25 protein-coding genes are annotated in these 23,338 nt (G+C 35.5%); 5 read left to right on the plus strand and 20 right to left on the minus strand.

Going from position 1 to position 23,338, the window contains the following annotated elements; translation table 11 throughout:
* Positions 1-135 precede the first annotated feature (135 nt).
* The 8 genes from dnaK to gpr form a co-directional block, all read right to left on the minus strand.
* Entirely contained in the window at positions 136-1,971 is a 1,836-nt protein-coding gene (gene dnaK / locus BFA01S_RS02185; protein ID WP_066225258.1) for a molecular chaperone DnaK, read from the minus strand.
* A gap of 31 nt (positions 1,972-2,002) precedes the next feature.
* Positions 2,003-2,566, minus strand: a complete 564-nt coding sequence (gene grpE, locus BFA01S_RS02190; protein WP_412758781.1) for a nucleotide exchange factor GrpE — start codon at positions 2,564-2,566, stop codon at positions 2,003-2,005.
* 172 nt (positions 2,567-2,738) lie between these two features.
* Positions 2,739-3,767, minus strand: coding sequence for a heat-inducible transcriptional repressor HrcA (hrcA, locus tag BFA01S_RS02195; RefSeq protein ID WP_066225262.1), 1,029 nt, complete (start codon positions 3,765-3,767; stop codon positions 2,739-2,741).
* Between the two features lie 84 nt (positions 3,768-3,851).
* Positions 3,852-4,994 carry a radical SAM family heme chaperone HemW gene (gene hemW / locus BFA01S_RS02200; protein ID WP_066225264.1) on the minus strand — a complete coding sequence of 381 codons (1,143 nt, stop codon included), beginning with the start codon at positions 4,992-4,994 and terminating at the stop codon, positions 3,852-3,854.
* Between the two features lie 138 nt (positions 4,995-5,132).
* Complete coding sequence (gene lepA / locus BFA01S_RS02205; protein WP_066225266.1) at positions 5,133-6,956, minus strand: translation elongation factor 4; 1,824 nt, start codon at positions 6,954-6,956, stop codon at positions 5,133-5,135.
* 341 nt (positions 6,957-7,297) lie between these two features.
* Entirely contained in the window at positions 7,298-7,648 is a 351-nt protein-coding gene (locus tag BFA01S_RS02210) for a YqxA family protein (RefSeq protein WP_066225268.1), read from the minus strand.
* 21 nt (positions 7,649-7,669) lie between these two features.
* Positions 7,670-8,866, minus strand: coding sequence for a stage II sporulation protein P (spoIIP, locus tag BFA01S_RS02215; protein WP_066225270.1), 1,197 nt, complete (start codon positions 8,864-8,866; stop codon positions 7,670-7,672).
* A gap of 66 nt (positions 8,867-8,932) precedes the next feature.
* A complete protein-coding gene (gene gpr / locus BFA01S_RS02220; protein ID WP_066225272.1) occupies positions 8,933-10,036 on the minus strand; it encodes a GPR endopeptidase in 1,104 nt (367 codons plus the stop codon).
* A gap of 201 nt (positions 10,037-10,237) precedes the next feature.
* Between gpr and rpsT the strand changes: the two genes are divergently transcribed.
* Positions 10,238-10,504 (plus strand): 30S ribosomal protein S20, encoded by a 267-nt coding sequence (rpsT, locus tag BFA01S_RS02225; RefSeq protein ID WP_066225274.1) that lies wholly within the window; start codon positions 10,238-10,240, stop codon positions 10,502-10,504.
* 43 nt (positions 10,505-10,547) lie between these two features.
* On the opposite strand, the gene holA is transcribed toward rpsT, so the two are convergent.
* Complete coding sequence (gene holA, locus BFA01S_RS02230) at positions 10,548-11,567, minus strand: DNA polymerase III subunit delta (protein ID WP_066225276.1); 1,020 nt, start codon at positions 11,565-11,567, stop codon at positions 10,548-10,550.
* A gap of 318 nt (positions 11,568-11,885) precedes the next feature.
* Here holA and BFA01S_RS21680 point away from each other — a divergent pair, with 318 nt between their 5' ends.
* Positions 11,886-12,020, plus strand: coding sequence for a YqzM family protein (locus BFA01S_RS21680; protein WP_082799819.1), 135 nt, complete (start codon positions 11,886-11,888; stop codon positions 12,018-12,020).
* Between the two features lie 34 nt (positions 12,021-12,054).
* On the opposite strand, the gene BFA01S_RS02235 is transcribed toward BFA01S_RS21680, so the two are convergent.
* The 3 genes from BFA01S_RS02235 to BFA01S_RS02245 form a co-directional block, all read right to left on the minus strand.
* A complete protein-coding gene (locus BFA01S_RS02235; RefSeq protein WP_066225277.1) occupies positions 12,055-14,379 on the minus strand; it encodes a DNA internalization-related competence protein ComEC/Rec2 in 2,325 nt (774 codons plus the stop codon).
* Between the two features lie 142 nt (positions 14,380-14,521).
* The gene (locus BFA01S_RS02240) at positions 14,522-14,983 is read right to left on the minus strand and encodes a ComE operon protein 2 (protein WP_066225279.1); all 462 of its coding nucleotides are present in this window, start codon (positions 14,981-14,983) and stop codon (positions 14,522-14,524) included.
* 65 nt (positions 14,984-15,048) lie between these two features.
* Positions 15,049-15,669 (minus strand): helix-hairpin-helix domain-containing protein, encoded by a 621-nt coding sequence (locus BFA01S_RS02245; RefSeq protein ID WP_066225281.1) that lies wholly within the window; start codon positions 15,667-15,669, stop codon positions 15,049-15,051.
* A gap of 90 nt (positions 15,670-15,759) precedes the next feature.
* On the opposite strand from BFA01S_RS02245, the gene comER reads away from it, so the two are divergent.
* On the plus strand, positions 15,760-16,581 hold the full coding sequence (comER, locus tag BFA01S_RS02250) for a late competence protein ComER (RefSeq protein ID WP_066225282.1): 822 nt from the start codon (positions 15,760-15,762) through the stop codon (positions 16,579-16,581).
* Between the two features lie 110 nt (positions 16,582-16,691).
* Here comER and BFA01S_RS02255 read toward each other — a convergent pair whose 3' ends face one another.
* The 8 genes from BFA01S_RS02255 to BFA01S_RS02290 are packed head-to-tail and all read right to left on the minus strand — an operon-like array spanning position 16,692 to position 21,735.
* Positions 16,692-17,438 (minus strand): class I SAM-dependent DNA methyltransferase, encoded by a 747-nt coding sequence (locus BFA01S_RS02255; protein ID WP_066225287.1) that lies wholly within the window; start codon positions 17,436-17,438, stop codon positions 16,692-16,694.
* A complete protein-coding gene (gene rsfS / locus BFA01S_RS02260; protein WP_066225289.1) occupies positions 17,428-17,790 on the minus strand; it encodes a ribosome silencing factor in 363 nt (120 codons plus the stop codon). The genes BFA01S_RS02255 and rsfS overlap by 11 nt, the downstream gene beginning before the upstream one ends.
* Positions 17,791-17,817: 27 nt before the next feature.
* Positions 17,818-18,390, minus strand: coding sequence for a bis(5'-nucleosyl)-tetraphosphatase (symmetrical) YqeK (gene yqeK, locus BFA01S_RS02265; protein WP_066225291.1), 573 nt, complete (start codon positions 18,388-18,390; stop codon positions 17,818-17,820).
* Entirely contained in the window at positions 18,380-18,946 is a 567-nt protein-coding gene (locus BFA01S_RS02270) for a nicotinate-nucleotide adenylyltransferase (protein WP_066225293.1), read from the minus strand. Before BFA01S_RS02270 ends, yqeK begins: the two co-directional genes overlap by 11 nt.
* A gap of 21 nt (positions 18,947-18,967) precedes the next feature.
* Positions 18,968-19,261 (minus strand): ribosome assembly RNA-binding protein YhbY, encoded by a 294-nt coding sequence (gene yhbY / locus BFA01S_RS02275; protein ID WP_066225295.1) that lies wholly within the window; start codon positions 19,259-19,261, stop codon positions 18,968-18,970.
* The gene (gene aroE, locus BFA01S_RS02280) at positions 19,255-20,097 is read right to left on the minus strand and encodes a shikimate dehydrogenase (protein ID WP_066225297.1); all 843 of its coding nucleotides are present in this window, start codon (positions 20,095-20,097) and stop codon (positions 19,255-19,257) included. The genes yhbY and aroE overlap by 7 nt, the downstream gene beginning before the upstream one ends.
* 12 nt (positions 20,098-20,109) lie before the next feature.
* On the minus strand, positions 20,110-21,216 hold the full coding sequence (gene yqeH, locus BFA01S_RS02285; protein WP_066225300.1) for a ribosome biogenesis GTPase YqeH: 1,107 nt from the start codon (positions 21,214-21,216) through the stop codon (positions 20,110-20,112).
* A 3-nt stretch (positions 21,217-21,219) separates the two neighbouring features.
* Positions 21,220-21,735 (minus strand): YqeG family HAD IIIA-type phosphatase, encoded by a 516-nt coding sequence (locus BFA01S_RS02290; protein ID WP_066225303.1) that lies wholly within the window; start codon positions 21,733-21,735, stop codon positions 21,220-21,222.
* A 417-nt stretch (positions 21,736-22,152) separates the two neighbouring features.
* Here BFA01S_RS02290 and sda point away from each other — a divergent pair, with 417 nt between their 5' ends.
* Positions 22,153-22,293 (plus strand): sporulation histidine kinase inhibitor Sda, encoded by a 141-nt coding sequence (gene sda, locus BFA01S_RS02295; RefSeq protein ID WP_066225315.1) that lies wholly within the window; start codon positions 22,153-22,155, stop codon positions 22,291-22,293.
* Between the two features lie 229 nt (positions 22,294-22,522).
* A complete protein-coding gene (sigK, locus tag BFA01S_RS02300) occupies positions 22,523-23,248 on the plus strand; it encodes an RNA polymerase sporulation sigma factor SigK (protein ID WP_066225305.1) in 726 nt (241 codons plus the stop codon).
* The last annotated feature ends 90 nt before the right edge of the window (positions 23,249-23,338 follow it).

A 23,338-nucleotide genomic window follows, 5' to 3' on the forward strand; every position in this document is an offset into this window, starting at 1 on the left:
ACAGAGTAAAAGCAATAAGAAAAGCACAAGCTCCTTCTATCGCTTGTAATAAAATAAATATTTCAGTTAATGTGTGATGAAATACTTAAAAAAGCCAAAGCCAAGGCAAGCCTGACTTTGACTTTTAAAAGCTTATTATTTATTTTCTTTTTCTTCTTTTACTTCTTCAAATTCCGCATCAACAACATCGTCAGCTTTACCTGCGTCAGCTCCGTCTGCACCTTGTGCTTGCTGAGCTTGAGCTGCCTGTTCATAAAGCTTTACTGAAAGATCTTGCACGATTGTTTGCAATTCTTCTTTCTTCGCTTTAATCTCGTCTAAATTATTGCTTTCAATTGCTTGTTTAAGTGCATCTTTTGCATCATTCGCTTTTGAAACCTCTGATGCATCAACTTTGCCTTCAAGATCTTTAAGTGTCTTCTCTGTTTGGAATACAAGCTGATCTGCTTCATTGCGCAGCTCTACTTCTTCCTTGCGCAGTTTATCTGCTTCAGCATTGTCTTCCGCTTCTTTTACCATACGTTCGATTTCATCATCTGATAAACCAGTAGAAGATTTAATTGTAATTGTTTGTTCTTTATTCGTACCTAAATCTTTCGCACGTACGTTTACGATACCGTTTTTATCAATATCAAATGTTACTTCAATTTGCGGTACTCCGCGTGGTGCCGGCGGAATATCTGTTAATTGGAAGCGACCTAATGTTTTATTATCTGGAGCCATTGGACGTTCACCTTGAAGAACATGAATATCAACAGCTGTTTGGCTATCAGCAGCAGTTGAGAACACTTGTGATTTACTTGTCGGAATTGTTGTATTACGTTCGATAAGCTTTGTGAATACATTACCCATCGTTTCAATTCCAAGTGAAAGTGGTGTTACGTCTAAAAGAACAACGTCTTTCACATCACCAGTAATAACTCCACCTTGTACAGCTGCACCTAATGCAACAACTTCGTCAGGGTTAACACCTTTATGAGGCTCTTGCCCTAATACTCGTTTAATTGCTTCTTGAACAGCTGGAATACGAGTAGAACCACCAACTAAAATAACTTTATCAATTTCACTTGCAGAAAGATCAGCATCTTGTAATGACTGGCGAACCGGTCCCATTGTTCTTTCTACTAAGTCTGCTGTAAGCTCATCAAATTTTGCACGAGTTAAGCTAACCTCTAAGTGAAGCGGTCCTGCTTCACCAGCAGTGATAAACGGTAAAGAAATTTGTGTTGAAGTAACACCTGATAAATCTTTTTTCGCTTTTTCAGCAGCATCTTTTAAACGTTGAAGTGCCATTTTATCTTTTGATAAGTCGATGCCATTGTCCTTTCTGAACTCAGCAACTAAATAATCAATAATAACATCATCAAAATCGTCTCCGCCAAGACGGTTATCACCAGCAGTTGAACGAACTTCAAATACTCCGTCACCAAGCTCTAAAATAGATACGTCAAACGTACCACCGCCAAGGTCATAAACTAAAATAGTCTGATCTTCATCTGTTTTATCTAATCCATATGCTAAAGCCGCTGCAGTAGGCTCGTTAATAATACGCTCTACTTCTAATCCTGCAATTTTACCAGCATCTTTTGTTGCCTGACGCTCAGCATCATTGAAGTATGCAGGAACAGTAATAACAGCCTTTGTTACCGGCTCTCCTAAATACTCTTCTGCGTATGATTTTAAATGCTGAAGAATAATAGCAGAAATCTCCTGTGGCGTATAACCTTTTCCTTCGATTTCTTCTTTATGTGTCGTACCCATATGACGTTTGATCGACATGATCGTATTAGGGTTTGTAATTGCTTGACGCTTCGCTACTTCCCCTACTTGACGCTCACCATTTTTGAAAGAAACAACAGATGGAGTTGTACGGTTACCTTCTGGATTTGGAATTACTTTTGGTTCGCCGCCTTCTAAAACTGCGACACATGAGTTTGTTGTACCTAAGTCGATACCAATAATTTTACTCATTTTCTTTAGAACCTCCTACATATGTAAAATTTTATTGATTCACTTTAACCATTGCTGGTCGAATAACCCTGTCTTTTAGCTTATACCCTTTTTGCAGTTCTTCAACAACTGTATTACTTTCAAAGTTTTCATCTTCTACTTGCATAACAGCCTGATGGAAATTCGGATCAAAAGGTAAGCCGACAGATTCAATCACTTCCACACCTTCATTTTGAAGAGCTTGGATAAGCTGTTTATGAATCATTTCCATACCTTGTAAAAGTGATTTCGTTTTTTCATCATCTGCTTCTATTTGTAATGCTCTTCCAAAATTATCAAGAGCAGGTATAATTTCAGTAACTAAGCTTTGGGCACGATATTTTTGTGCAGCCTCTTGATCAAGGCGACTGCGTCTTCTAAAGTTATCGTAATCAGCCTGTACACGCAGCATTTTGTTTTCTGCTTCATCCAATTTAGCTTCTAATTCTGCGATTTTTTCATTCGCTTCCGCATTTTCCCCGCTGCTGACATTTTCATCTGCATCTAAAATTTCTACTTCGGGTTCGATTACTTCTTCCACTTCATTTTCAACAGCTTTTTTTTCATCTGACACGATCTTTCACCTCCTTCATCTTAAGTTTTATATATTAGTATGAATACTTTAAATGGAATAAAGATTAGTATATTTAAAAGGAAATCGGCTTCCCTGATTATAATCAGACATTTGAACCGGAGAAGCCGGACATTTCCTTTTCAAATCAGTTCTTTATCCAATATTGCCAACGATTCTACTCATGATACAATTGTGTTAAAGCTTTTGACATGTCACTCGTTACATATTGCAGTAGACTTATGACCCTTGAATATTCCATTCTCGTTGGTCCGAGAATAGCAACTTTACCAATTTGTTTTTCCCCTAAAGCATAAGTAGCTGTTATTAAGCTGCAATTTTCCATCGCTATATTTTCGTTTTCTTTCCCGATCTTAATAGAAATACCGGTACCCTTCGTTTTAAGAAGTTCGTACAGCTCATTTTTTTCTTCAATCATCGATAAAAGCGCCTTGATTCTTTCCACATCGTGAAATTCGGGCTGACTGAGCATATTCGTCTTGCCGCCAAAGTAAATTTTTTCATTTTTATCAACAGCAAGAGTCTCTGCCATCATCTTCAGTATTGAATCATAATTTTGAATATGATATTTCAATACATTTACTACTTCTTTATAAATCTTATCCTGTAAATCGATTAACGGTACTCCTGATAAACGCTCATTCAAAATATTAACCATCTGCTCAATCTCACTCGGTGAAATTGTATCTGGAAACGTAATTGTTTTATTTTGAACATGCCCGGTATTCGTCACAATAATCGCAACAGCAGTATTCTCATTAATCGGAATAATTTGCAGCCTCTTCAATTGATTTTCATTTACTTTCGGCCCCAGTACAATCGATGTATAATTTGTAAGTTCGGAAAGTATTTGTGCAGATTTTTGAACAACTTTCTCCAATTCAAAAATTCTTTCTGCAAAAATGGATTTAATCGTTGAAACTTCATTGCGTGTCAGCCGCTTTGGAGATACGAGATGATCTACATAATAGCGGTATCCTTTTTCAGAAGGAATTCTGCCTGATGAGCTATGAGTTTTCTCAATAAACCCCAAATCTTCTAAATCAGCCATATCATTGCGAATGGTTGCAGAACTAAATGTAATTAAACCCTTTTTCGCCAACGTCCTAGAACCAACTGGCTGAGCTGAGCTAATAAAATCATCAATAATAACTTGAAGGATCAACAATTGGCGATCTGTAAGCAACTATATCACCTCTGTTAGCACTTACACTTAGAGAGTGCTAATTATATTATAAAAGGTATCAAAACGCGCGAAAAATGTCAATTATTAAATCACACCTATAAACTCCTGAAACACTTCATTTCCAAGCAGTTTTCCCCTGCGTGATAATTTAATGGAATCTTCTGTTTCCAACAGTAATTCTTTTGCAGCAAGCTCTTCAATCTGTTTGCCGAATACAGCATTTAATTCCGTATTAAACTTAGATTGAAACTTGGACTTTGAGACACCTGCTGTTTTTCGTAATCCTAGAAAAAGCTCTTCTTCCATCTTTTCATTATCCATCACTTCATGGATTTCCATTTGTGCTAAACCTGTTTCATGGACATGTTCCATATATTTTTTTAACGGACCATAGTTTGCTGTCCGGTATCCATTTACATACCCATGTGAGCCTGCTCCGAATCCATAGTAATATTCATTATTCCAATATGTTAAATTATGTTCACTTTCATAACCCGGTATTGCATAATTACTAATTTCATATTGCTTAAAGCCATGTTTCTCCATCTCATTCATTGCTAGTTCATACATAACAGCTTCCTCATCTTGCGGCGGAAGGGACAAACGTCCTTTTTTCATTAAATTATAAAAAACTGTTTTCGGCTCGACGATTAAAGAATATGCAGAGTAATGCTGGACATTTAGCGAAAATGCAATATCTAATGTTTCCTTAAAATCCTCTACTGTCTGTCCAGGTAAACCGTACATTAAATCAAGGCTCATGTTCGTAAACCCAGCTTTTTCTGCAAGTTTCAATGTCCTGAATACATCTTCTTTTCTATGAACACGGCCGATTTTAGCAAGCAATTCATCGTTAAAGCTTTGTACACCGACGCTTAATCTGTTTACTCCGCCATTTTTTAATACTTCTAATTTATCAATCGTCAGCTCTCCCGGATTTGCTTCAACAGCAAATTCTATTAACTGCTCTGTCGGTTTAAGCTCTTCATGGATACTTTGCAGTAAACGGTCAAGCTGTCTTGCATCAAGTGCTGTCGGTGTTCCTCCGCCGATAAAAATCGTCTTCAACGCTGATGTAGGGTATTTCTTTATACTGTTCTTCATTTCCATTTGTAAAACATCTAAATATTCATCTACCGGCTGATTATGAAAAAACACTTTATTAAAATCACAATAATGACAAATATGATGGCAAAAAGGGATATGAATATATGCCGACTGTATCAAAATTTCCACCTTCTCTAATAAAAAGCGTAAGCACCTAATAAGAGCGAGACACTTAAGCCAGATTCCGTACTTCATACAAAAATTATACTGTAAATTAAGAAGCCGCAGAGCTTTTTTGCCTGCGGCTATCCATTTCCATTAATTATCATCCATTTTCAAGACAGCCATAAATGCTTCTTGCGGCACTTCTACAGAGCCGACTTGTTTCATCCGTTTCTTACCTTCTTTTTGTTTCTCAAGCAGTTTACGCTTACGTGAAATATCCCCGCCATAACATTTAGCAAGAACATTTTTACGCATTGCTTTAATCGTTGAACGCGCAACAATTTTTTGACCGATTGCAGCTTGAATCGGAACTTCGAATTGCTGACGCGGGATAAGTTCTTTTAATTTCTCAACAATAACTTTTCCACGCTCATATGCAGAATCTCTATGAACGATGAACGATAGGGCATCCACTTGTTCCGTATTTAGAAGTATATCCATTTTCACTAGTTTAGACGGTTTGTAGCCGATTAATTCATAATCAAATGAGGCATAGCCTTTTGTATTTGATTTTAACTGATCAAAGAAATCATAAACAATTTCAGAAAGCGGCAATTCATAGTTTACACTCACACGAGTTTCATCTAAATACTGCATATCAATGAAAATACCGCGTTTTTTCTGACAAAGCTCCATAACAGCACCGACATAATCATTCGGTACCATAACAACCGCTTTTACATACGGTTCTTCAATATGATCAATTTTTTGCGGATCTGGCATATTTGATGGATTATCGATACTTAGTTCTTCTCCATCTGTCATATAAATCTTGTAAATAACACTAGGTGCTGTCGTAATTAAATCAATTTTAAATTCCCGTTCAATCCGTTCCTGAATGATTTCCATATGAAGCAAGCCTAAAAATCCGCATCGGAAACCGAAACCTAATGCCTGTGAAGTTTCAGGCTCATATTCAAGCGCTGAATCATTCAGCTCAAGTTTTTCCAATGCATCACGTAAGTCATTATATTTTGACGTGTCAATTGGGTATAATCCACAGAATACCATCGGATTTAACTTCCGGTAACCTGGAAGCGGTTCTGTTGCACCATTTTTTGCATTCGTAATCGTATCACCGACACGAGTATCACCAACATTTTTGATTGCCGCTGTTAAATATCCAACATCCCCGACATTCAATTCATCAACACGAGTTGCTTTTGGAGTAAACACACCAATTTCAATTACTTCAAACTCTTTTCCAGTTGCCATCATTTTTATTTTCTGACCAACTTTAATTGATCCTTCCATAACACGGATATAGGCAACAACCCCGCGATAAGCATCATAAAGAGAGTCAAAAATCAGCGCTTTTAATGGGCCCTCAGGATCGCCTTCTGGAGGGGGAACCTGTGCTACAACCTGCTCTAAAATATCTTCAATCCCAATTCCCGCTTTTGCAGAAGCAAGCACTGCTTCAGATGCATCTAAGCCGATCACATCTTCAATTTCCTGACGAACTCTTTCTGGGTCTGCACTTGGTAAATCTATTTTATTAATAACAGGCAGAATTTCTAAATCATTATCAAGCGCTAAATATACATTCGCTAAAGTCTGCGCTTCTATTCCCTGAGCAGCATCAACAACAAGCACCGCCCCTTCACAGGCAGCAAGACTTCGTGATACTTCGTACGTAAAGTCAACATGTCCAGGTGTATCAATCAAGTGAAAGATATAATCTTCCCCGTCTCTTGCACGATATTTTAATTGAACAGCATTCAATTTAATCGTAATTCCACGTTCTCTCTCAAGATCCATCGAATCTAAGAGCTGGTCCTTCATCTCACGCTGTGTTAACGCAGATGTTTTCTCTAAAATCCGGTCAGCTAATGTTGACTTACCATGGTCAATATGGGCAATAATCGAAAAGTTACGTATTCTCGATTGTCTGTTCAACTTCTCTTCTCTATTCATCGTATGTCTCACTCCTACTAATAAACCACAAATACACTAGCTTAGATTATATCAATTGAAAAAACAAGATTCAAGAACTAATGCGGAAGCGCCTTGATTAGCCCCGACAAGCATAAGACAGGCAAGAATAGAAGATGCTCTTTATCTTCAATTCTTGAATGACTTGTGACTCGAGGGGCTAGGCACTACAGCTGGATGGTAAGAAATGCGCAAGTGCCTTGTTCATCCCTGGATATTAAAGACAATTATCTGATCTTGAGCCGAATTCATGTTATTTTGAGCCAATTGTATTTAAAAATGGACTAACTCACTATTTTAAGAATTAGTCCATCCTGTAATATTTATTCGAACCATCTGTTAATTAGCTCGCTAAGAGACTCCACTCCTGCTGATACCGTACTGCTTACGAAATCCGATAATTTTTTTCCTGTTTGTGAAAAAAAGTTAAAAGCTTCAATTTGTTCAAGCTGTTCCTGTTTTTTTTGCAAATCCTGACTTGTTACACTATTACCAAGAATCGACGCTTCCATTTCACCGTCTCGTTCATTTTCTACTTGAAAGGCGCCGCTTAGCTTTGGATCACTGTATCCCTTCATTTGCAGCATTCCTTCGTTCGCCTGCTGCATGCCGATTAATACACCTATAAACAGAATAGAACTTAAAAAGAAACATTTCAGCATAAATTTAATCATTTCTATTCCCTCACAAATGATTTACTGTTGCTCCGTCTGTGCATTGCCATCTACTTTTTCAGCTTTCCAATAATGCTCGCTGAAAACATCAGCAACCGCTTCTACTGCATTTTTCAACTCTTCCATATTATTATCAACTCCACCGAATTCAATAAGTGTCGCCTGATCTGATAAATCTTGATTAAAAACTCCATTTGTTCCCGCACCTTGCTTTTTAAACACTCCGCGGCTGAGTCCCGGATATTTCTTTTGGAACAGATTATGAAGCTCCTCGGCAAATTTCATATTTTGACTCGCTCTCGAGCTTTCGCCACCGACGATAAATGCGAGCTTTGCATAAGATTTCCCCTGAATAGTTACAGTTGTCACTTTCTTTGGCTGTGAATCACGATGAATATCAATTAAATACTTAATATGCTCATTTCCCGCCATTGCGGTTTGAACGATTTCTCTGGAAGCCGAATATGATTTGTGATACTTCCAGTTGCGGTTTTTTAATATACCCTGAATGTTTGTTTTTTCAACTTGGGCACCAATTCCCTTATCAGCAAGCTCTTTACTTAACATATCGCTTAGCAATGTTACATTTGCTTTGGAATGTATCGCTTTATTAGGATTTGTTTCTCCTTTTAAAAGCGGTAAATATGATTCTGTATTATGGGAATTATAAATATAAACTACTTTTCTATCGCCAGTTGTTTGAGCAGGAGGCGGCTTTGGCTCATTATTTCCATCTTCAATTCTTAAATCCTCAATGGAAGCCTCTCTCTCCTTTTCAAGCACCTCCATCGGCGGTGCTGATTCAAACGGCATATTCGTATAGTTTGTCCCTTCCCCTGCGATAATAATTTCACTGTCATATAGGGAAAAACCCGGAAGCTCCCTCCCTAAAAGAGATCTCGGATCATCTGGGTTAATACTTGTTGTAACCTTAAATAAGATAGAAGAAAGTTTAATAGGTTCTGGTATTTCTCCTTCTGAGGAAATAAAATAACGATTTTCCGCACCTAATAAATGCAAAAAAGCTTCCCCGTTTATATTTTCAGTTAAATCATTAATAGACGATGATGTAAGCCTGTATTCGGGCTTTAAAGATGTTAAAATCCCAGACAATAGAAATGTCATGACAAGGACGATGAATCCTAGCATAATCCCTTTTTTAATGCTTGTCCCATTAACTGTTACGATCATATTCCGATTTTTGCGAATCCACTTCATGACTAAATCCTCCTTCAAGCTTGTCTACACTAACGTATGAACAAACTTGAAGAAGTAGAACTTTTCTTAATGTGTATATGCACCTGTATTTCCTTGATCTACTTCACTGTGAAGCGCTGTGTTTAATCCATTTGCAATGACATTAGCCATATCTGCAATAAATGTATCTACTTCTTTCGGTGTTACCATTAAATTATGACCTAGAGGTGCCAGCACTTCATGAATCAATGTTCTTTTTTCTTCTTCTTCTAAACTGCCGACAATACCTAAAAACTGCTTCCTATGTTCCTCACTAGGTAAATCCTCATCTGTTAAAACTTTTTTCTCACCAAAGCTCATCCAGGCAGGGACTAAAGACTTTGACGCCTTATTTCCTTCATTAAGCTCCCTACCGAAATGTTTTAAAATATAATCAATCGTATCGCTGGCAATGGACACTGCATCAACAACAGTAGGAATGCCAATTGCAATAACCGGTATGCCAAGCGTCTCCTTGCTAAGTTCTTTACGCTTATTTCCAACGCCTGAACCAGGATGGATACCTGTATCTGAAATTTGGATCGTCGTATTTACCCTCTCAATAGACCTTGCTGCCAACGCATCGATCGCAATAATAAAGTCAGGCTCTGATTTTTCTACAATTCCAGAAATAATATCGCTCGTTTCAATCCCTGTAATCCCCATTACACCAGGGGCTATTGCACTAACTGGACGAAACCCTTCCTCTACACTTTCCTGCTGGAGTTTAAAAAGATGACGCGTCACGAGTAAATTTTCTACTGCAATTGGTCCAAGAGCATCTGGTGTCACATTCCAGTTACCTAAACCAACAACTAAACAGCTCGCATCTTTTTTAATTCCTGCTTCGATTAGAAATTGACTAAATTCTTTCGCAAACACTTCAATTACTTTTTGCTGTAATTTTGTATCTTTTTGTCTTATCGCTTGAATTTCTAATGTTAAATAATTTCCTGCTTTTTTTCCTGTCGTTTCCGATCCTTCTTCTGTTATTTCAATCGCTGAAATATGAATCCCGTCTTCCTCACGTTCTTCCACAATAATGCCTTTTAATTGTGAAGACTCTTCTTTTTCCATTAATGCCATGTTTTTAGCTTCGACAGCTAAGTCAGTTCGAATCGAATACCAGCTTAAATCCAAAGGTTTTTCCACTGCTCCGCCTCCCTGTATGTAGATATGTTTATTTTCCCCAATTAATATAAAAATCATTCGAATATGCAAGTATAAACTAATTTTCCTTTACATTAGTATTGCATTATAGGAGGGCGTTTGATAAAATATCACTTGTTCTTATATAAAAAATGAACCTGAGTTATATATCTCGGATTGATACCTTCTTAGGAGGTGAAAGTTATGCCAAACATTAAATCAGCTATTAAACGCGTAAGAACGAATGAAGATCGTCGCGCGCAAAACGCTTCTGTTAAATCAGCAATGCGTTCTGCTATTAAAAAAGTAGAAGCTTTAGTCGTTAACAACGATGTTGAAAACGCACAAGCAGCACTTAAAGAAGCTGCTAAAAGAATTGATAAAGCAACTCAAAGCGGTCTTATTCAAAAGAACACTGCTGCTCGTTACAAATCTCGCTTAGCGAAACAAGTAAACGGATTAACAGCTTAATCTGTTCAAAATAAAAAAACGGTCCCTTACGAGGATCGTTTTTTTATTTTTTAAAAAGTTTTAATAAGAATAATTCGAGTACTAACTGCTTATCCTTTTTACCCGTCTTCATTTCATAGTCAGCTTCCGCTAATTGAATCATATAATTTGCCAGCTCTTCTTCATGAAAAAGGCCTGCCTGTTTTAATGCAAGCTTCACACGAAAAGGATGTACCTTAATCGTATTCGCAATCTGCTGCTGCCCGTAGCCGACTTTTCCAAGCTCCTTTACTTGTAAAATAAGTCTGAATTGAGTAGCCAGTAAAGAAAGAATTTTAATCGGCTCTTCATTTGCTTTCAGCAAATCATAAAAGATCTTTAAAGCTTCCGTACTGTTTCTATGTACAACTTTTTCAATTAATTCAAAAATATTTTGTTCTAACGTTCTTGCAACTAATTTATCGACAATTTCCCTCGTTATCTGTCCGTTCTCTCCTACATATGTACTCAGCTTTTTTATTTCCTCGTTAATTGTAAGTAAATCACCAGCTGTTAATAGAAGCAGCTGTTCTATCGCTTCCTCATCTAATTGAACTTTTTCTGCATCCGCTAAATCAATGATCCATTTCGCTGTTTCTTTATCAGAAAGACTGTTCATTTCTACAACAGTGCTCTGTTTCTTTATTAATTTCGTTATTTTTTTTCTCTCATCTAATTTTTCATATGGAGCATAAAAAATTAAAATCGAATATGGAACTGGAGATTGTAAATATTGCTCTAATCTCTCTAATCTATGTTCATTTTTTTCCTTTTTCTTCTCACTCGTTAAAAAATAGGGGTTTTTAATAATTGTTACTCTTCTTTCTCCGATAAATGGCAATGTTTCTGCATCCTCAAGTGCGATTTCAAGTGCAGTTTCTTCCATATCATAAGTCGATAAATTAAAATCCTTTTCTTCTTCTAAAAGGGCAGCTTCAATTAATTTTTGTGTCGTTTCCTGCAGCAGAAAAGATTCTTTGCCAACTAATAAATAAACCGGGTCCAATTTCCCCTTTTCTATATCTTTCCATATATTAAAAATCATATATTGTTCTCCCATCATTCACAAAAGATCCATTTAATCGTATAAGGAAAGCATTATTTTAGCAAGTTTTAAAAGGACTGCCACCCAATAAAATGACAGTCCGAATCTATATGAACGTTCCATTCAAGAGCCTAGGTCATCTGAAATGAAACGATACTAAAAAAATAATAACATTGAACATATACTGTTAGTTTTTAGTGTTTCCGTTCGTTTTTCATTTATTTGTGAAAATGATTAGTAAGTGTGGTAAACGTTTACGATAGTATAGATTTTTTTTTCCAATTCGCTTATACTAAGTATGAAATAGGAGGGGTAAAAATGAACCAATTTGAAAAGGATGTACAAACTAAGCGCAACGATGTTGTAGATTCTGGTGTAGGCTTTATCGCTGCTTTTGGATTTTTTGCTTTAATATTCATAATCGGTACAGTTGTTAAATTAATCGGAGTTTAAACACTACATAGAGACTGTAAAAACGGTCTCTTTCTCATTCATCCTCTTCTCTTACTGTATCGTATGGCGGATGTATCGAAAAGGTTCCTCTGTTCCCCTTATACTCATACATAATAGCTCCTTGTATATCTGTTCTGAACAGAGGAATGTCTCGTTCTTTAAGTTTTTCAACAACATCTTTATGTGGATGATTATAGCGATTGTTATAACCCGCGGAGACAATTCCGATCGACGGTTTAATCTTATTCAGAAATTCATCAGATGTAGAGCCTTTGCTTCCATGATGACCAACTTTTAACACATCTGCAGTTAATGAATCATATTTCCTTATTATCTCCTCTTCACCCTGATGCTCCAAATCACCTGTAAACAACCATGATAATCCACCAATTTTACTATAAAGCACGAGAGAATCATCATTTTTACTTTCTGTCAATTTTTCTGGTGATAGCACATCAAAACGTAAGCCGTTCTTTTTAATATAGTCACCTCTTTTTACAACAGTAATTTTCACCCTCTTTTCAATCGCTTTTTTTATAATCTCCTTTTCTAAATCTCCTCTTATAAACCCAATTGGTAAAATAATTTCTTTTACTTTCACACCATCCAATAAATGACTGACCTCCCCAATATGATCTGTATCGCCATGTGTTAAAAATAATAAATCAATCTTTGTTACACCAACCGATTTCAAATATGGAATTGTTATATCTTTCGCAATGGAAAATTTCTTATTCCGCTCTGCCCACTCACCTTTTTCACTAAAATTCAATTTTCCTCCTGTATCAATTAAATATGTCCCTCTTTTAAACGGCTGCTGAATAAGAATCGAGTCTCCTTGTCCAACATCTATCGCCATTATTTTCCCATACGGATTTAAAAATGGGACTAGAAAGTGGAGCATAAAAATAAATAGAAGAGGAACAAAGGAACGAACTTTTTCTTTCATACTAGCAGCCCTTTCAAATTGAATAAAGAAGAATAAAATCGAGGACACATATAAAAAAAGGATCAGTATACCTGGCTTTCCAAAAGCGAGAGTAAATAACTTAAAAGATGCGGAAAACTGAACGAAATGATGACTGTAAGAAATAATGATATCAAGAAAATGGATGAATAAACTCCCAATATGAAGTAATTGCAAACAAAATGTCATTAATGCTAATGGTAAAACGAGAAAAGAATAAAAAGGAACGAATATTAAATTCATCGGTAAACTCAAAATAGAAATTTCATGAAAATGATAAAATAAAATCGGGGCAGCACCTAATTGTGAAAAGATTGTAATGAGGGATGATCTCATAAACCAGCTATGAGAATGAACAATAATTTTGGATGATATAATAAGAATAAAACTGACAAGGAAAGAAAGCTGAAAGCCAATATGAAACAGTTCATATGGATTTAATAAGAGCATGAGCAGATACGTCATACTAATAATATCAGCGGGTGACACTCTCCACTTAAAGATTCTTAATAAAAAATAGATAATGACCATAACAGACGCTCTTGTAACAGAAGGGGCACCACCGGTAAGAACAATATAAGCAGGTAAAAAACAAATTAAAAGGAGCCTTGTTCTAGTATGTGTAAGACCTATTCTTATGAAAAAGTAATAAAGACCCCCGACTAATAAACCTACATGCAAGCCTGATATAGCGAGGAGATGGACGATTCCAAGCTCTTCATATGCTGTTTCAACTTCGTCTGCAATAAGGGACCTTTCTCCGAAAATAAGTGCTTGAACAATTCCTCTTGATGATTCTGGATAGTATTTTTCAATAAGCATAAGTCCATTTTTACGAATCTTTTGAAGGACTGTCATAATACCTTTATCCTGTTTATGACAAGCTGAGATAGAATTAAGTTTTGCACGCCAATGAATTTTTTGATTGAATAAATATTCTCTATAGTTAAAAGCATTTGGCATTGTCGGTAATTTCGGCTTCTCCAATTCTCCTTGAAAATAACATTGCTGTCCAAGCTGAAGCTTTTCTATATTTAGTTTTTCCTCATATGTTTTTATATAGTATGTAAAGCTCAGCTTTTCACCAGTTTGATCAATTAAGATTCCTCGAAAAAAATCACCATCAAGAAAAAATTCACCGCCAAGCCTTGCCTGTGACTTATATTCTCCAGCACCTAAATTCGAACGGTTATTTATTTCACTAAGATGGAAATACAAAGAGAAGATAAAGAAGATAATAATAGCGGAAAATAGAAGAAAATATTTTTTGTAAATAGATAAGTAGAAAAAATAGAAAACAGACAATAAAACAGCTATAAAATGAAATTGATACTTTAAAGAAATAATTCCGAGTGTGGCAGCAATTGCTAAATATGTCACCTTTCCTCTCACTTTTTCAGGCTCCTATTTTATTATTTTAGACAGGAAGACTCCCGCTTCAAGTAATAGCTATACAGGGGACAGTTTCCAATTATCACATTCCTACCTCCTTAAAATAATGAAAATTTAAAGAGGTAGGAATGTTTACAGATCATCACTTTTCATTTACCGTTGTATTCAACACAATTCCTTCAAATTCTACTTGTTCGACTTTCACATTTGCTTGTTCAAACAGTTCAACTGCATACGGATGATTTTTATAACTAGCTGCATAATAAACAGTTTTAATTCCGCTTTGAATAATTGCCTTGCAGCATTGCAAACATGGAAAATGTGTTACATATATTTCTGCACCCTCTGTCGGTACACCAAATTTCGCGCATTGAATAATCGCGTTCATTTCCGCATGAATCGTACGCACGCAATGATTGTCAATAACATAGCAGCCTTCATCAGAACAATGCACTCCCCCTGCAATTGATCCGTTATAACCTCCTGCTATAATTCGCTTATCACGTACAATTGTCGCTCCAACTGCAAGTCTTGTACAAGTACTGCGAAGGGCAAGCAAATGGCTTTGCGCCATATAATATTGATTCCATTCAATTCTGTTCATTTCTTCCCCACCTAAAAAAATTTCTATCATCAGTTTATCGGTTATATGGAACTGCCGTCAATTGATTATTTAACTGTTATATTTTCCTTTAATTTTTCAAATGTTTTTTGGCCGATTCCGCTCACCTTTAACAAATCTTCTTCCGTTTTAAAAGGACCTGATTCATTACGATAGGAAATAATTGCCTCTGCCTTTGATGGACCAATTCCTGATAAAGTTTGTAGCTCTTCTGATGTTGCTTTATTTACATTTATTTTTGTGGAATCTGAAGAACTAGTTATTATTGGAGAGGAAGCAGCAATATTTTCTTCTTCTCCCTGCTTTGGAACATATACAACCATTCCGTCTTCAAGTAAAGCAGCGAGATTAATTGATAATTGATTTGCATCTGCTGTGAGCCCGCCTGCTTTCTCAATAACATGATGGATTCGATCACCGCTCTCCATCACGTAAACATCTGGTTTTATAACGGCACCTTTTACATCGATTACTATCTCTGAACTCATTTCAATAGCAGGATTTTCAATATCTTCCTCTATATTTTCCTCATTATTTTGTAAAAGGACTTTGTCTAATTCATGATCTATTTCTTCTTTCATACTATTGCTATAGTAGAAAAAAGCAAGGAAGCTTAAAACAATTGTAATAATAATCAAAGGATATTTATGCTGCTTAATAAATTCCAATTTCTTTCTCCTCTCAAACTTAATTCATAAAGACAGCAATTAAATCATATGTTTTACTTAGAAAGATGTTTCGTAAGGAGGGATGATGCATTGAATATTGGTTTTATTGGAACAGGCAATATGGGGAAAATATTAATCGAGGCTATAATCGAATCACATTCCTTAGCACCTTCCGCGATATTCATGACAAATCGGACAATTGCAAAAGCAGCTGCGATTAATAAAATATATCCTGGAACAAATGTAATGGATAATGCAAGCGAAGTTATAAAACATTCCGATATTATTTTTATTTGTGTGAAGCCATTAGATATTCACCCCCTTTTATTAAATGTTCGCCATTTATTAAGACGAGACAAATGTCTTATTTCTATAACTAGTCCAGTACAAGTGGAACAGCTTGAATCAATTGTAAATTGTCAAGTTGCAAGAGTTATTCCAAGTATTACGAACCGTGCGTTTGCAGGAGTTTCTTTATTTACATTCGGAAATTCTTGTTCGAATGAAATGCAGCAAAAAATTGAAAAATTATTTGAAGGCATTTCTACACCAGTAGAAATTGAAAATGAAATTACGAGGGTAGCATCAGATATCGTCAGCTGCGGTCCTGCATTTTTCAGCTATTTATTACAGAGATTTGTCAACGGAGCTGTTAAAGAGACAGAAATAAGCCAGGAAAAAGCGGTGCAGCTTGCAAGTGAAATGATCATTGGTATGGGTAAATTGCTAGAAACAGAACTGTACACTTTGCCTACATTGCAAGAAAAGGTATGTGTGAAAGGCGGTGTCACTGGAAAAGGGATTAAAGTTTTAGAGGAAGAACTTGGACCTGTATTTGAAAACCTTATAAAAAGTACACATAGGAAATATGATGAGGATATCGAAGAAGTTAGGAGGCAATTTGAAAAGTAATATATCTTCACATAATGTATTCTTTCTATTCCCCAAATATCCTGCTTTCTTTTCAAAAAAACCATCGAAAAATTTTTTCGATGGTTTTTTAAAAGTTGGAAATATACTAACTATCGGAGCTGCGCTACAAAAAATATTCGTTCCGACTGTTCATTTGGTTTAGACTGTACTGAGAAATCAGCATTTATTTGAACAACTTTAAAATTAGCATCTTCCAGCCATTTTACATATTGTTCTTCTTTAAATGTCCGCTGATAATGAACTTCATCGTATCTTTCATATAAGTGACCTTCCTTAACAAAAAAAGTTAAGTCATGTTCAATACTGTTTGGCTCATCTGCTAAATATGAATTCCAAATATAGCTTACTTCCTCATCTTGATCTGTGAACGTTGCATTTGCAAATATATGATTTATTTTATATAAAGAATGAACGTCAAAAATAAGCAAACCATTCTCTGCTAAATGATTACTAACTGCTTTAAATGTTCGCTTAACATCTTCCTCTGTCTCTAAATAATTTAAAGAATCACAGCAAATAATTGCTATGTCAAAAGCTTGCTCAAATCCTTCTAAACTCCTCATATCTTGCTCAAGCAGGAAAAGCTTCACATTGTTTTCTGCAGCTTTCACATGTGCAACCGCCAGCATTTCCTCACTTAAGTCAACTCCAGTTACTTCAAATCCTTGTTTAGCAAGTCTAATAGCGATTTCTCCTGTACCGCAGCCAATATCTAAAATTTTCTTTCCACTATTATCATATGTAGAAATTATTTCTTCAATATAACTTTGCCACAGATCATACGGCGCATCATCCATTAGATAATCATAGATACTCGCAAAACCTTTATAGATCATTCGTTAACACACTCGTAAGGTCTTCTATAGGAGCATCTCCCCATAGACGTTCAAGATTATAATAACCTCGCTCTTCATGATGGAAAACATGTGCAACAACATCCCCTAAGTCAATTAATATCCAACGAGCTTCATCGAACCCTTCTAATCGTTTTACTTCAAGCCCAAGCTCTTGCGCCTTGTCCTTGATTTCCCTTGCAATCGCTTGTACTTGTCTGTCAGAGTTACCATGACAGATAAGGAAATAATCGGCGATCAAAGAAATACCTTTCATATTTAAAGCAATAATATCTTCTGCCCTCTTGCTATCTGCTGATTTTGCTACAATTGTTAAAAGATCTTTTTCATTCAAATTGTTTTTCCTCCTTTAAATTAAAACTCATTTTTTACTATTTTCAACCGTCACAAAAAAATTATAAGTATCTATTGTTTCCGGATAAACAGCCTGATTTTTTTTCATTAAGAAAATAATCGTATTTTGCAAAATTTTAATAAGCGTTTCATCTAATTGCCTGAAAGCTAATTCTCTTACTTCTTCTACTCCAGGAAAATTACGATTTGGTTCAATATAATCAGCAATGTAAATAATTTTCTCTAATCGTGACATATCCATCCTTCCAGATGTATGATATCTAATCGCCATTAAAATCGACTCATCTGTAATTCCTACTTCTTTTTCCACCAAATAAGCTCCAACCGGTGCATGCCACAATTCATCATTATGTATTAAAAGATTTGAAGGCATCTTTTGCTCTATAATAATCCGCTTCATTTCTTCTTTCGGACGAAACTTTGCATAATCATGGAAAATCGCCGCAATTTCGGCTTTTTTTTCATCTTCCCCATACCGCTTGGCAAGTGCCACCGCTGTCTCCATAACGCCTACCGTATGGATATAGCGACGTTCTGTTAAATGTTCTTTCACTATACTAAGTGCCTTTTCACGATCCATATAAATGATACTCCTCAATATATTTTTTAACATCTTTATGGAGAAGATAATCCGTCGTCTGTTTATTTTTTATCCGGTTTCGAAGTAATGTTGATGACACATCAAACTGTGGCACATCCACCATTTGAACATCATAGTCAGTCTTCTCCTGAAAACCCGGCCGCCTTACACCAACAAATGTGACAAGCTTGATTAATTCATCAATATTATACCATTTTGGTAAATATTCAATCATATCTGCGCCAATGATAAAATAAAACGAAACATTAGGAAACTGTTCCTTCAAAAGAATAATTGTATCATATGTATAGGAAGGGCCTTTTCTATTCAATTCAACGGACTGAACTTTAAAATTAGGCTTATCTTTTAAAGCAAGTGTCAGCATATTTAAACGATGCTCACTATTTGTAAAATCTTTTGTTTGTTTATGAGGAGGTATTTGATTAGGCATAAACCAAATTTCAGATAGCTCTAGAGCAGCACATACTTCGCTTGCAATTAACAAATGTCCGTTATGTGGCGGGTCAAATGTTCCACCTAAAATCCCTATTCTCATATACCTTCCTCCATTACTTTATTATTTTGGTAAAGTAATTTTTTTGTTTTCTACAGACTCTTTGTATAGAACAATCGTATTACCAATCACTTGTACAAGTTCTGCTTTTGTATCTTTGCTAAGTTTTTCTGCTACTGTATTACGGTCTTCTTCACAATTTTGAAGAATATTAATTTTAATAAGTTCACGAGCTTCCAGTGCTTCACTTATTTGCTTTACCATATTTTCATTTACTCCACCTTTACCAACTTGGAAAATTGGATTTAAGTGATGTGCCTCTGCACGTAAATAACGTTTCTGTTTTCCCTTTAACATATATTCCCTCCTAGTTTTTCATACACAATCGATTCCATTCGCTTTATATCAGGTTCTTCCCCAGTCCATAATTTAAAAGCCAGTGCTGCTTGATAAACAAACATACCTACACCATTATGTACAATCAAACCTCGTTCTTTCGCTTCTTTTAATAATGCTGTTTCGATTGGATTGTAAATAATATCACTTATAATACTTCCCTCTTTAGCCATCTTCAGAGAGATTGGCTGTTCATTTACATTAGGGTGAAGCCCGCTTGCGGTCGTATTAATAATAACATCATATTCTTCTAATTCTTGTTCTGCCTGCCTGATTGTAATAAATCGGCTTTCATGCTCAAATGGACAATCATTCACAAGCTTCTCGGCTTTTTCAACTGTTCTATTGCATAAATCGATTTGCGTGCATCCTTCTGAAGCAAGGGTATAATAAATAGCTCGTGCTGCACCCCCTGCACCAATAATTAAAAAACGATTTGCTGTCAATGATTTCGTTAAATTTGACTTTAATGATTCCACGTATCCATTTCCGTCTGTATTATAGCCGATTAATTTACCATTGTCATTGACTACAGTATTAACAGCACCGATAATTTCCGCCGTTTTATGAACTTCATCTAAAAACGGAATAATGTCTATTTTATGTGGGATCGTTACATTAAATCCTTTTATACCTAGAGCTTTTATACCTTCTATCGCGGCTTTTAGGTTTTCAGGTTCAACATGAAATGCCCCATAATGAGCATCTATTTTCAAATTTTTAAATGCATCATTATGTATCGCCGGCGACATGGAATGTGCGATCGGACAGCCAATTACACCATATAAATTCTCCATTCTTCTCTCCCCTTAAATTAGCGATTTCCTAATGGTAACATTTACTCCTTTAGGAGCATAAGCAGTCACTTTCTTACCCGGTTCATTTATCGTTACCCAGCCAAGTCCGGAAAATACGATATCTGTCTTCGCCTCTTTCACCATAAATTCATGTGGAATAAGCTCCGGAAAATGATCAAGATCGTCTTTTCTTGGCGGATTTAAAAGCTCTCCGGCATGCTTTTCATATAGGTCATCTGCATTTTCTAATTTTGTACGATGAATCATTATTTCATTTGGAATATAACAAGTAAGCGACGTTCTTCCACCGCTAACATAATCAAACCTTGCTAATCCTCCGAAAAACAATGTTTGTCTCTCATTTAACTGGAATACCTTCGGCTTAATTTCCTTTTTAGGAGTTAACAGCTTTAAATCGTTTTTATCAATATAATGTGCCATTTGATGATGATTAATAATACCAGGTGTATCGTATAATGCTGTTCCATCATCAAGCGGTATTTCAATTAAATCTAATGTCGTACCGGGATAATGTGAAGTTGTAATAACATCTTTTTCACCGGTCACCTCTTTAATCATCCGATTAATAAAAGTTGATTTACCGACATTCGTGCAGCCAACGACATATACATTTTGTCCGTTTCTAAGTTCATCAATTTGTTCTGCAACTTCTCTAATCCCTTTTCCCCTTGCAGAGCTCACTAAACAAACATCAATTGGATTTAGCCCTTGTTCCTTCGCTTCTCTTTTCATCCATTGAATTAATTTTTGCTGTTTTACTGATTTAGGCAAAATATCAACTTTATTACCTACTAATAAAACAGGATTACCACCAACAAATCTTTGAATACCAGAAATCCAGCTTCCATTAAAATCAAAAATATCAACAATTTTAACGATTAATCCTTCCGATTCTCCAATTCCATGAAGAATTTTCAAGAAATCATCATCTGTTAAAGAAACATCTTGAATTTCATTATAGTTTTTCAGCCGGAAACAGCGCTGACAAATAATATTTTCTTTTTCTAATGTACTTAAAGGAGCATAACCTATTTCATTTGGTAATTCAGATTGAATTTGAACTCCGCATCCTATACATGAGTAGTGATTGTCTGACAATTTCTATTCCTCCCATTGAAGCATTCCTTTTCGTTTTAAAGCAGCTAAGATTCTTCTTTCAATTTGACGATTAAATCTCGTCATAAATCCGTCCGTTTGTGCAACTGGTACGACTAAAATTGTATGGAATCCATTTCGGTTTCCTCCAAGTATGTCTGTAAGCAGCTGATCACCGATGACAACTACTTCATTCTTATTTAAATTCATCTTTCTGACTGCTTGATTAAAAGCTTTGCCCATCGGCTTTCTGGCTCTGTAAATAAAAGGAATATTTAAAGGATCTGAAAATGACTTTACACGAAGCTCATTATTATTTGAAACGATCGTTACATCAATACCGCTCATCTTTACTTCTTTAAACCATTCAATCAACTTCGGTGTTGCTGATGGTCTGTCCCATTCAACGAGCGTATTATCTAAATCTGTAATAATTCCTTTAATTCCACGGTCTTTTAATTGCTGAATTGAAATATGAAAAATACTCTTCACATATTCACCAGGTAAAAATAGTCGTAACACGTGTTCGACACCTCATTATACTGTTTTTTGCCATCTTACATCATATCTAATTTACAGCATACTTTCAAAGGAAACTATATATTTAAAGAAAATAAAGACATAATTTAAAACGGCAGAAATTTCGATAAATTAAGTCATATTAAAAACTTTTCGACAAAAACACATTTTTCCAAACAACTGTGGATAATTCTATACACATTATTCTAATTGAATAACCAATCTTTATCACCATTATGAACATAATATTCACAACTTATCCACTGAGTACTGTGGATAACAGAACGGTTGTTCTTAACTCTAGTTCATGTTAGATTAAACTTACAAACAGAAAGGTAACATACAAATATATGCTGAATTATTCTTCTTTAGAATAATAAAATGTTAGGAGGTGTTTTTATGATTCTTCATCCTACGAGCATGCAGAAACTTTCTGATGAATTACTAATCCAATCTTATTTTAAAGCCAGAGAGCTAAACCTTAATAATGATTTTATTGAGTTAATTAAATTAGAAATCAATCGCCGCTCATTAGGACATGTATTGAAAGTTTTCTCATAATCTTTCTTGCATCTCGAGCGGTTCTCTTTTTGTATAATCCCCGTTTTTCACTGTGATTAAGATATATATTATACCATTCAGGCTGTACATTAGGCATTAACTTTAATATTTTTCCTTCTTACACATGAATTTTTTCTTCTTTCATTGGACAGACACAAATAAGCTCTGCTGCACATAAGTATTAATAATAGGCATTCGCCTATTTAAAGCTTCTCACGGAGGTGGAAGTATGACAGGGATTCTAACAGCAGTTGGTTATTTTCTCAAAGAAGTATTATTTTTAGTATCATACGTAAAAAACAATGCCTTTCCACAACCATTATCAGCAAGTGATGAGAAAAAATATTTATATTTAATGGCTGAAGGCGACGAAAACGCAAGAAATTTATTAATTGAACATAACTTAAGGCTTGTTGCCCATATCGTCAAGAAGTTTGAAAACACCGGTGAAGATTCTGAAGACCTTATTTCCATTGGCACAATTGGTTTAATAAAGGCTATTGAAAGCTACTCCCAAGGAAAAGGTACAAAATTAGCAACATATGCGGCGAGATGTATTGAGAATGAAATACTGATGCATTTACGTGCTCTTAAGAAAACGAGAAAAGATGTTTCATTACACGACCCGATCGGCCAGGATAAAGAAGGAAATGAAATAAGTTTAATTGATGTTTTGAAATCAGAAAACGAAGATGTCATTGATATGATTCAATTAAATATGGAACTAGAAAAACTGAAACAATATATTGATATTTTGGATGAACGTGAAAAGGAAGTAATTGTCGGAAGGTTTGGATTAGATTTAAAAAAGGAAAAAACTCAAAGAGAGATTGCAAAAGAACTTGGAATATCCAGAAGCTATGTATCCCGAATTGAAAAGCGGGCGATTATGAAAATGTTCCACGAATTTTATCGAGCTGAAAAAGAAAAAAAGAAGCGGCTAAAAAAGAAATAAAGTGAAGCTTCCATCAGTGGGGGTTTTTCTCATTCCCCACTGATCGTTAGTTGAGGCCCACAAGATGTGGGTCACACATACGTTGCTCGC

It is taken from the genome of Metabacillus fastidiosus NBRC 101226 (assembly GCF_001591625.1).
Taxonomy (GTDB): Bacteria; Bacillota; Bacilli; order Bacillales; family Bacillaceae; genus Metabacillus; species Metabacillus fastidiosus.

Coding starts and splice junctions, on each gene's coding strand:
- BFA01S_RS21680 (WP_082799819.1), top strand. CDS start 11,886: ATGAACCAATTTGAAAAGGATGTACAAACTAAGCGCAACGATGTTGTA.
- yhbY (WP_066225295.1), bottom strand. CDS start 19,261: ATGTTAAAGGGAAAACAGAAACGTTATTTACGTGCAGAGGCACATCAC.
- holA (WP_066225276.1), bottom strand. CDS start 11,567: ATGATTTTTAATATATGGAAAGATATAGAAAAGGGGAAATTGGACCCG.
- dnaK (WP_066225258.1), bottom strand. CDS start 1,971: ATGAGTAAAATTATTGGTATCGACTTAGGTACAACAAACTCATGTGTC.
- aroE (WP_066225297.1), bottom strand. CDS start 20,097: ATGGAGAATTTATATGGTGTAATTGGCTGTCCGATCGCACATTCCATG.
- lepA (WP_066225266.1), bottom strand. CDS start 6,956: ATGAATAGAGAAGAGAAGTTGAACAGACAATCGAGAATACGTAACTTT.
- spoIIP (WP_066225270.1), bottom strand. CDS start 8,866: ATGAAGTGGATTCGCAAAAATCGGAATATGATCGTAACAGTTAATGGG.
- yqeK (WP_066225291.1), bottom strand. CDS start 18,390: ATGGATCGTGAAAAGGCACTTAGTATAGTGAAAGAACATTTAACAGAA.
- sigK (WP_066225305.1), top strand. CDS start 22,523: ATGACAGGGATTCTAACAGCAGTTGGTTATTTTCTCAAAGAAGTATTA.
- sda (WP_066225315.1), top strand. CDS start 22,153: ATGCAGAAACTTTCTGATGAATTACTAATCCAATCTTATTTTAAAGCC.
- BFA01S_RS02240 (WP_066225279.1), bottom strand. CDS start 14,983: ATGAACAGAATTGAATGGAATCAATATTATATGGCGCAAAGCCATTTG.
- BFA01S_RS02270 (WP_066225293.1), bottom strand. CDS start 18,946: ATGAGAATAGGGATTTTAGGTGGAACATTTGACCCGCCACATAACGGA.
- rpsT (WP_066225274.1), top strand. CDS start 10,238: ATGCCAAACATTAAATCAGCTATTAAACGCGTAAGAACGAATGAAGAT.
- BFA01S_RS02255 (WP_066225287.1), bottom strand. CDS start 17,438: ATGATCTATAAAGGTTTTGCGAGTATCTATGATTATCTAATGGATGAT.
- BFA01S_RS02210 (WP_066225268.1), bottom strand. CDS start 7,648: ATGATTAAATTTATGCTGAAATGTTTCTTTTTAAGTTCTATTCTGTTT.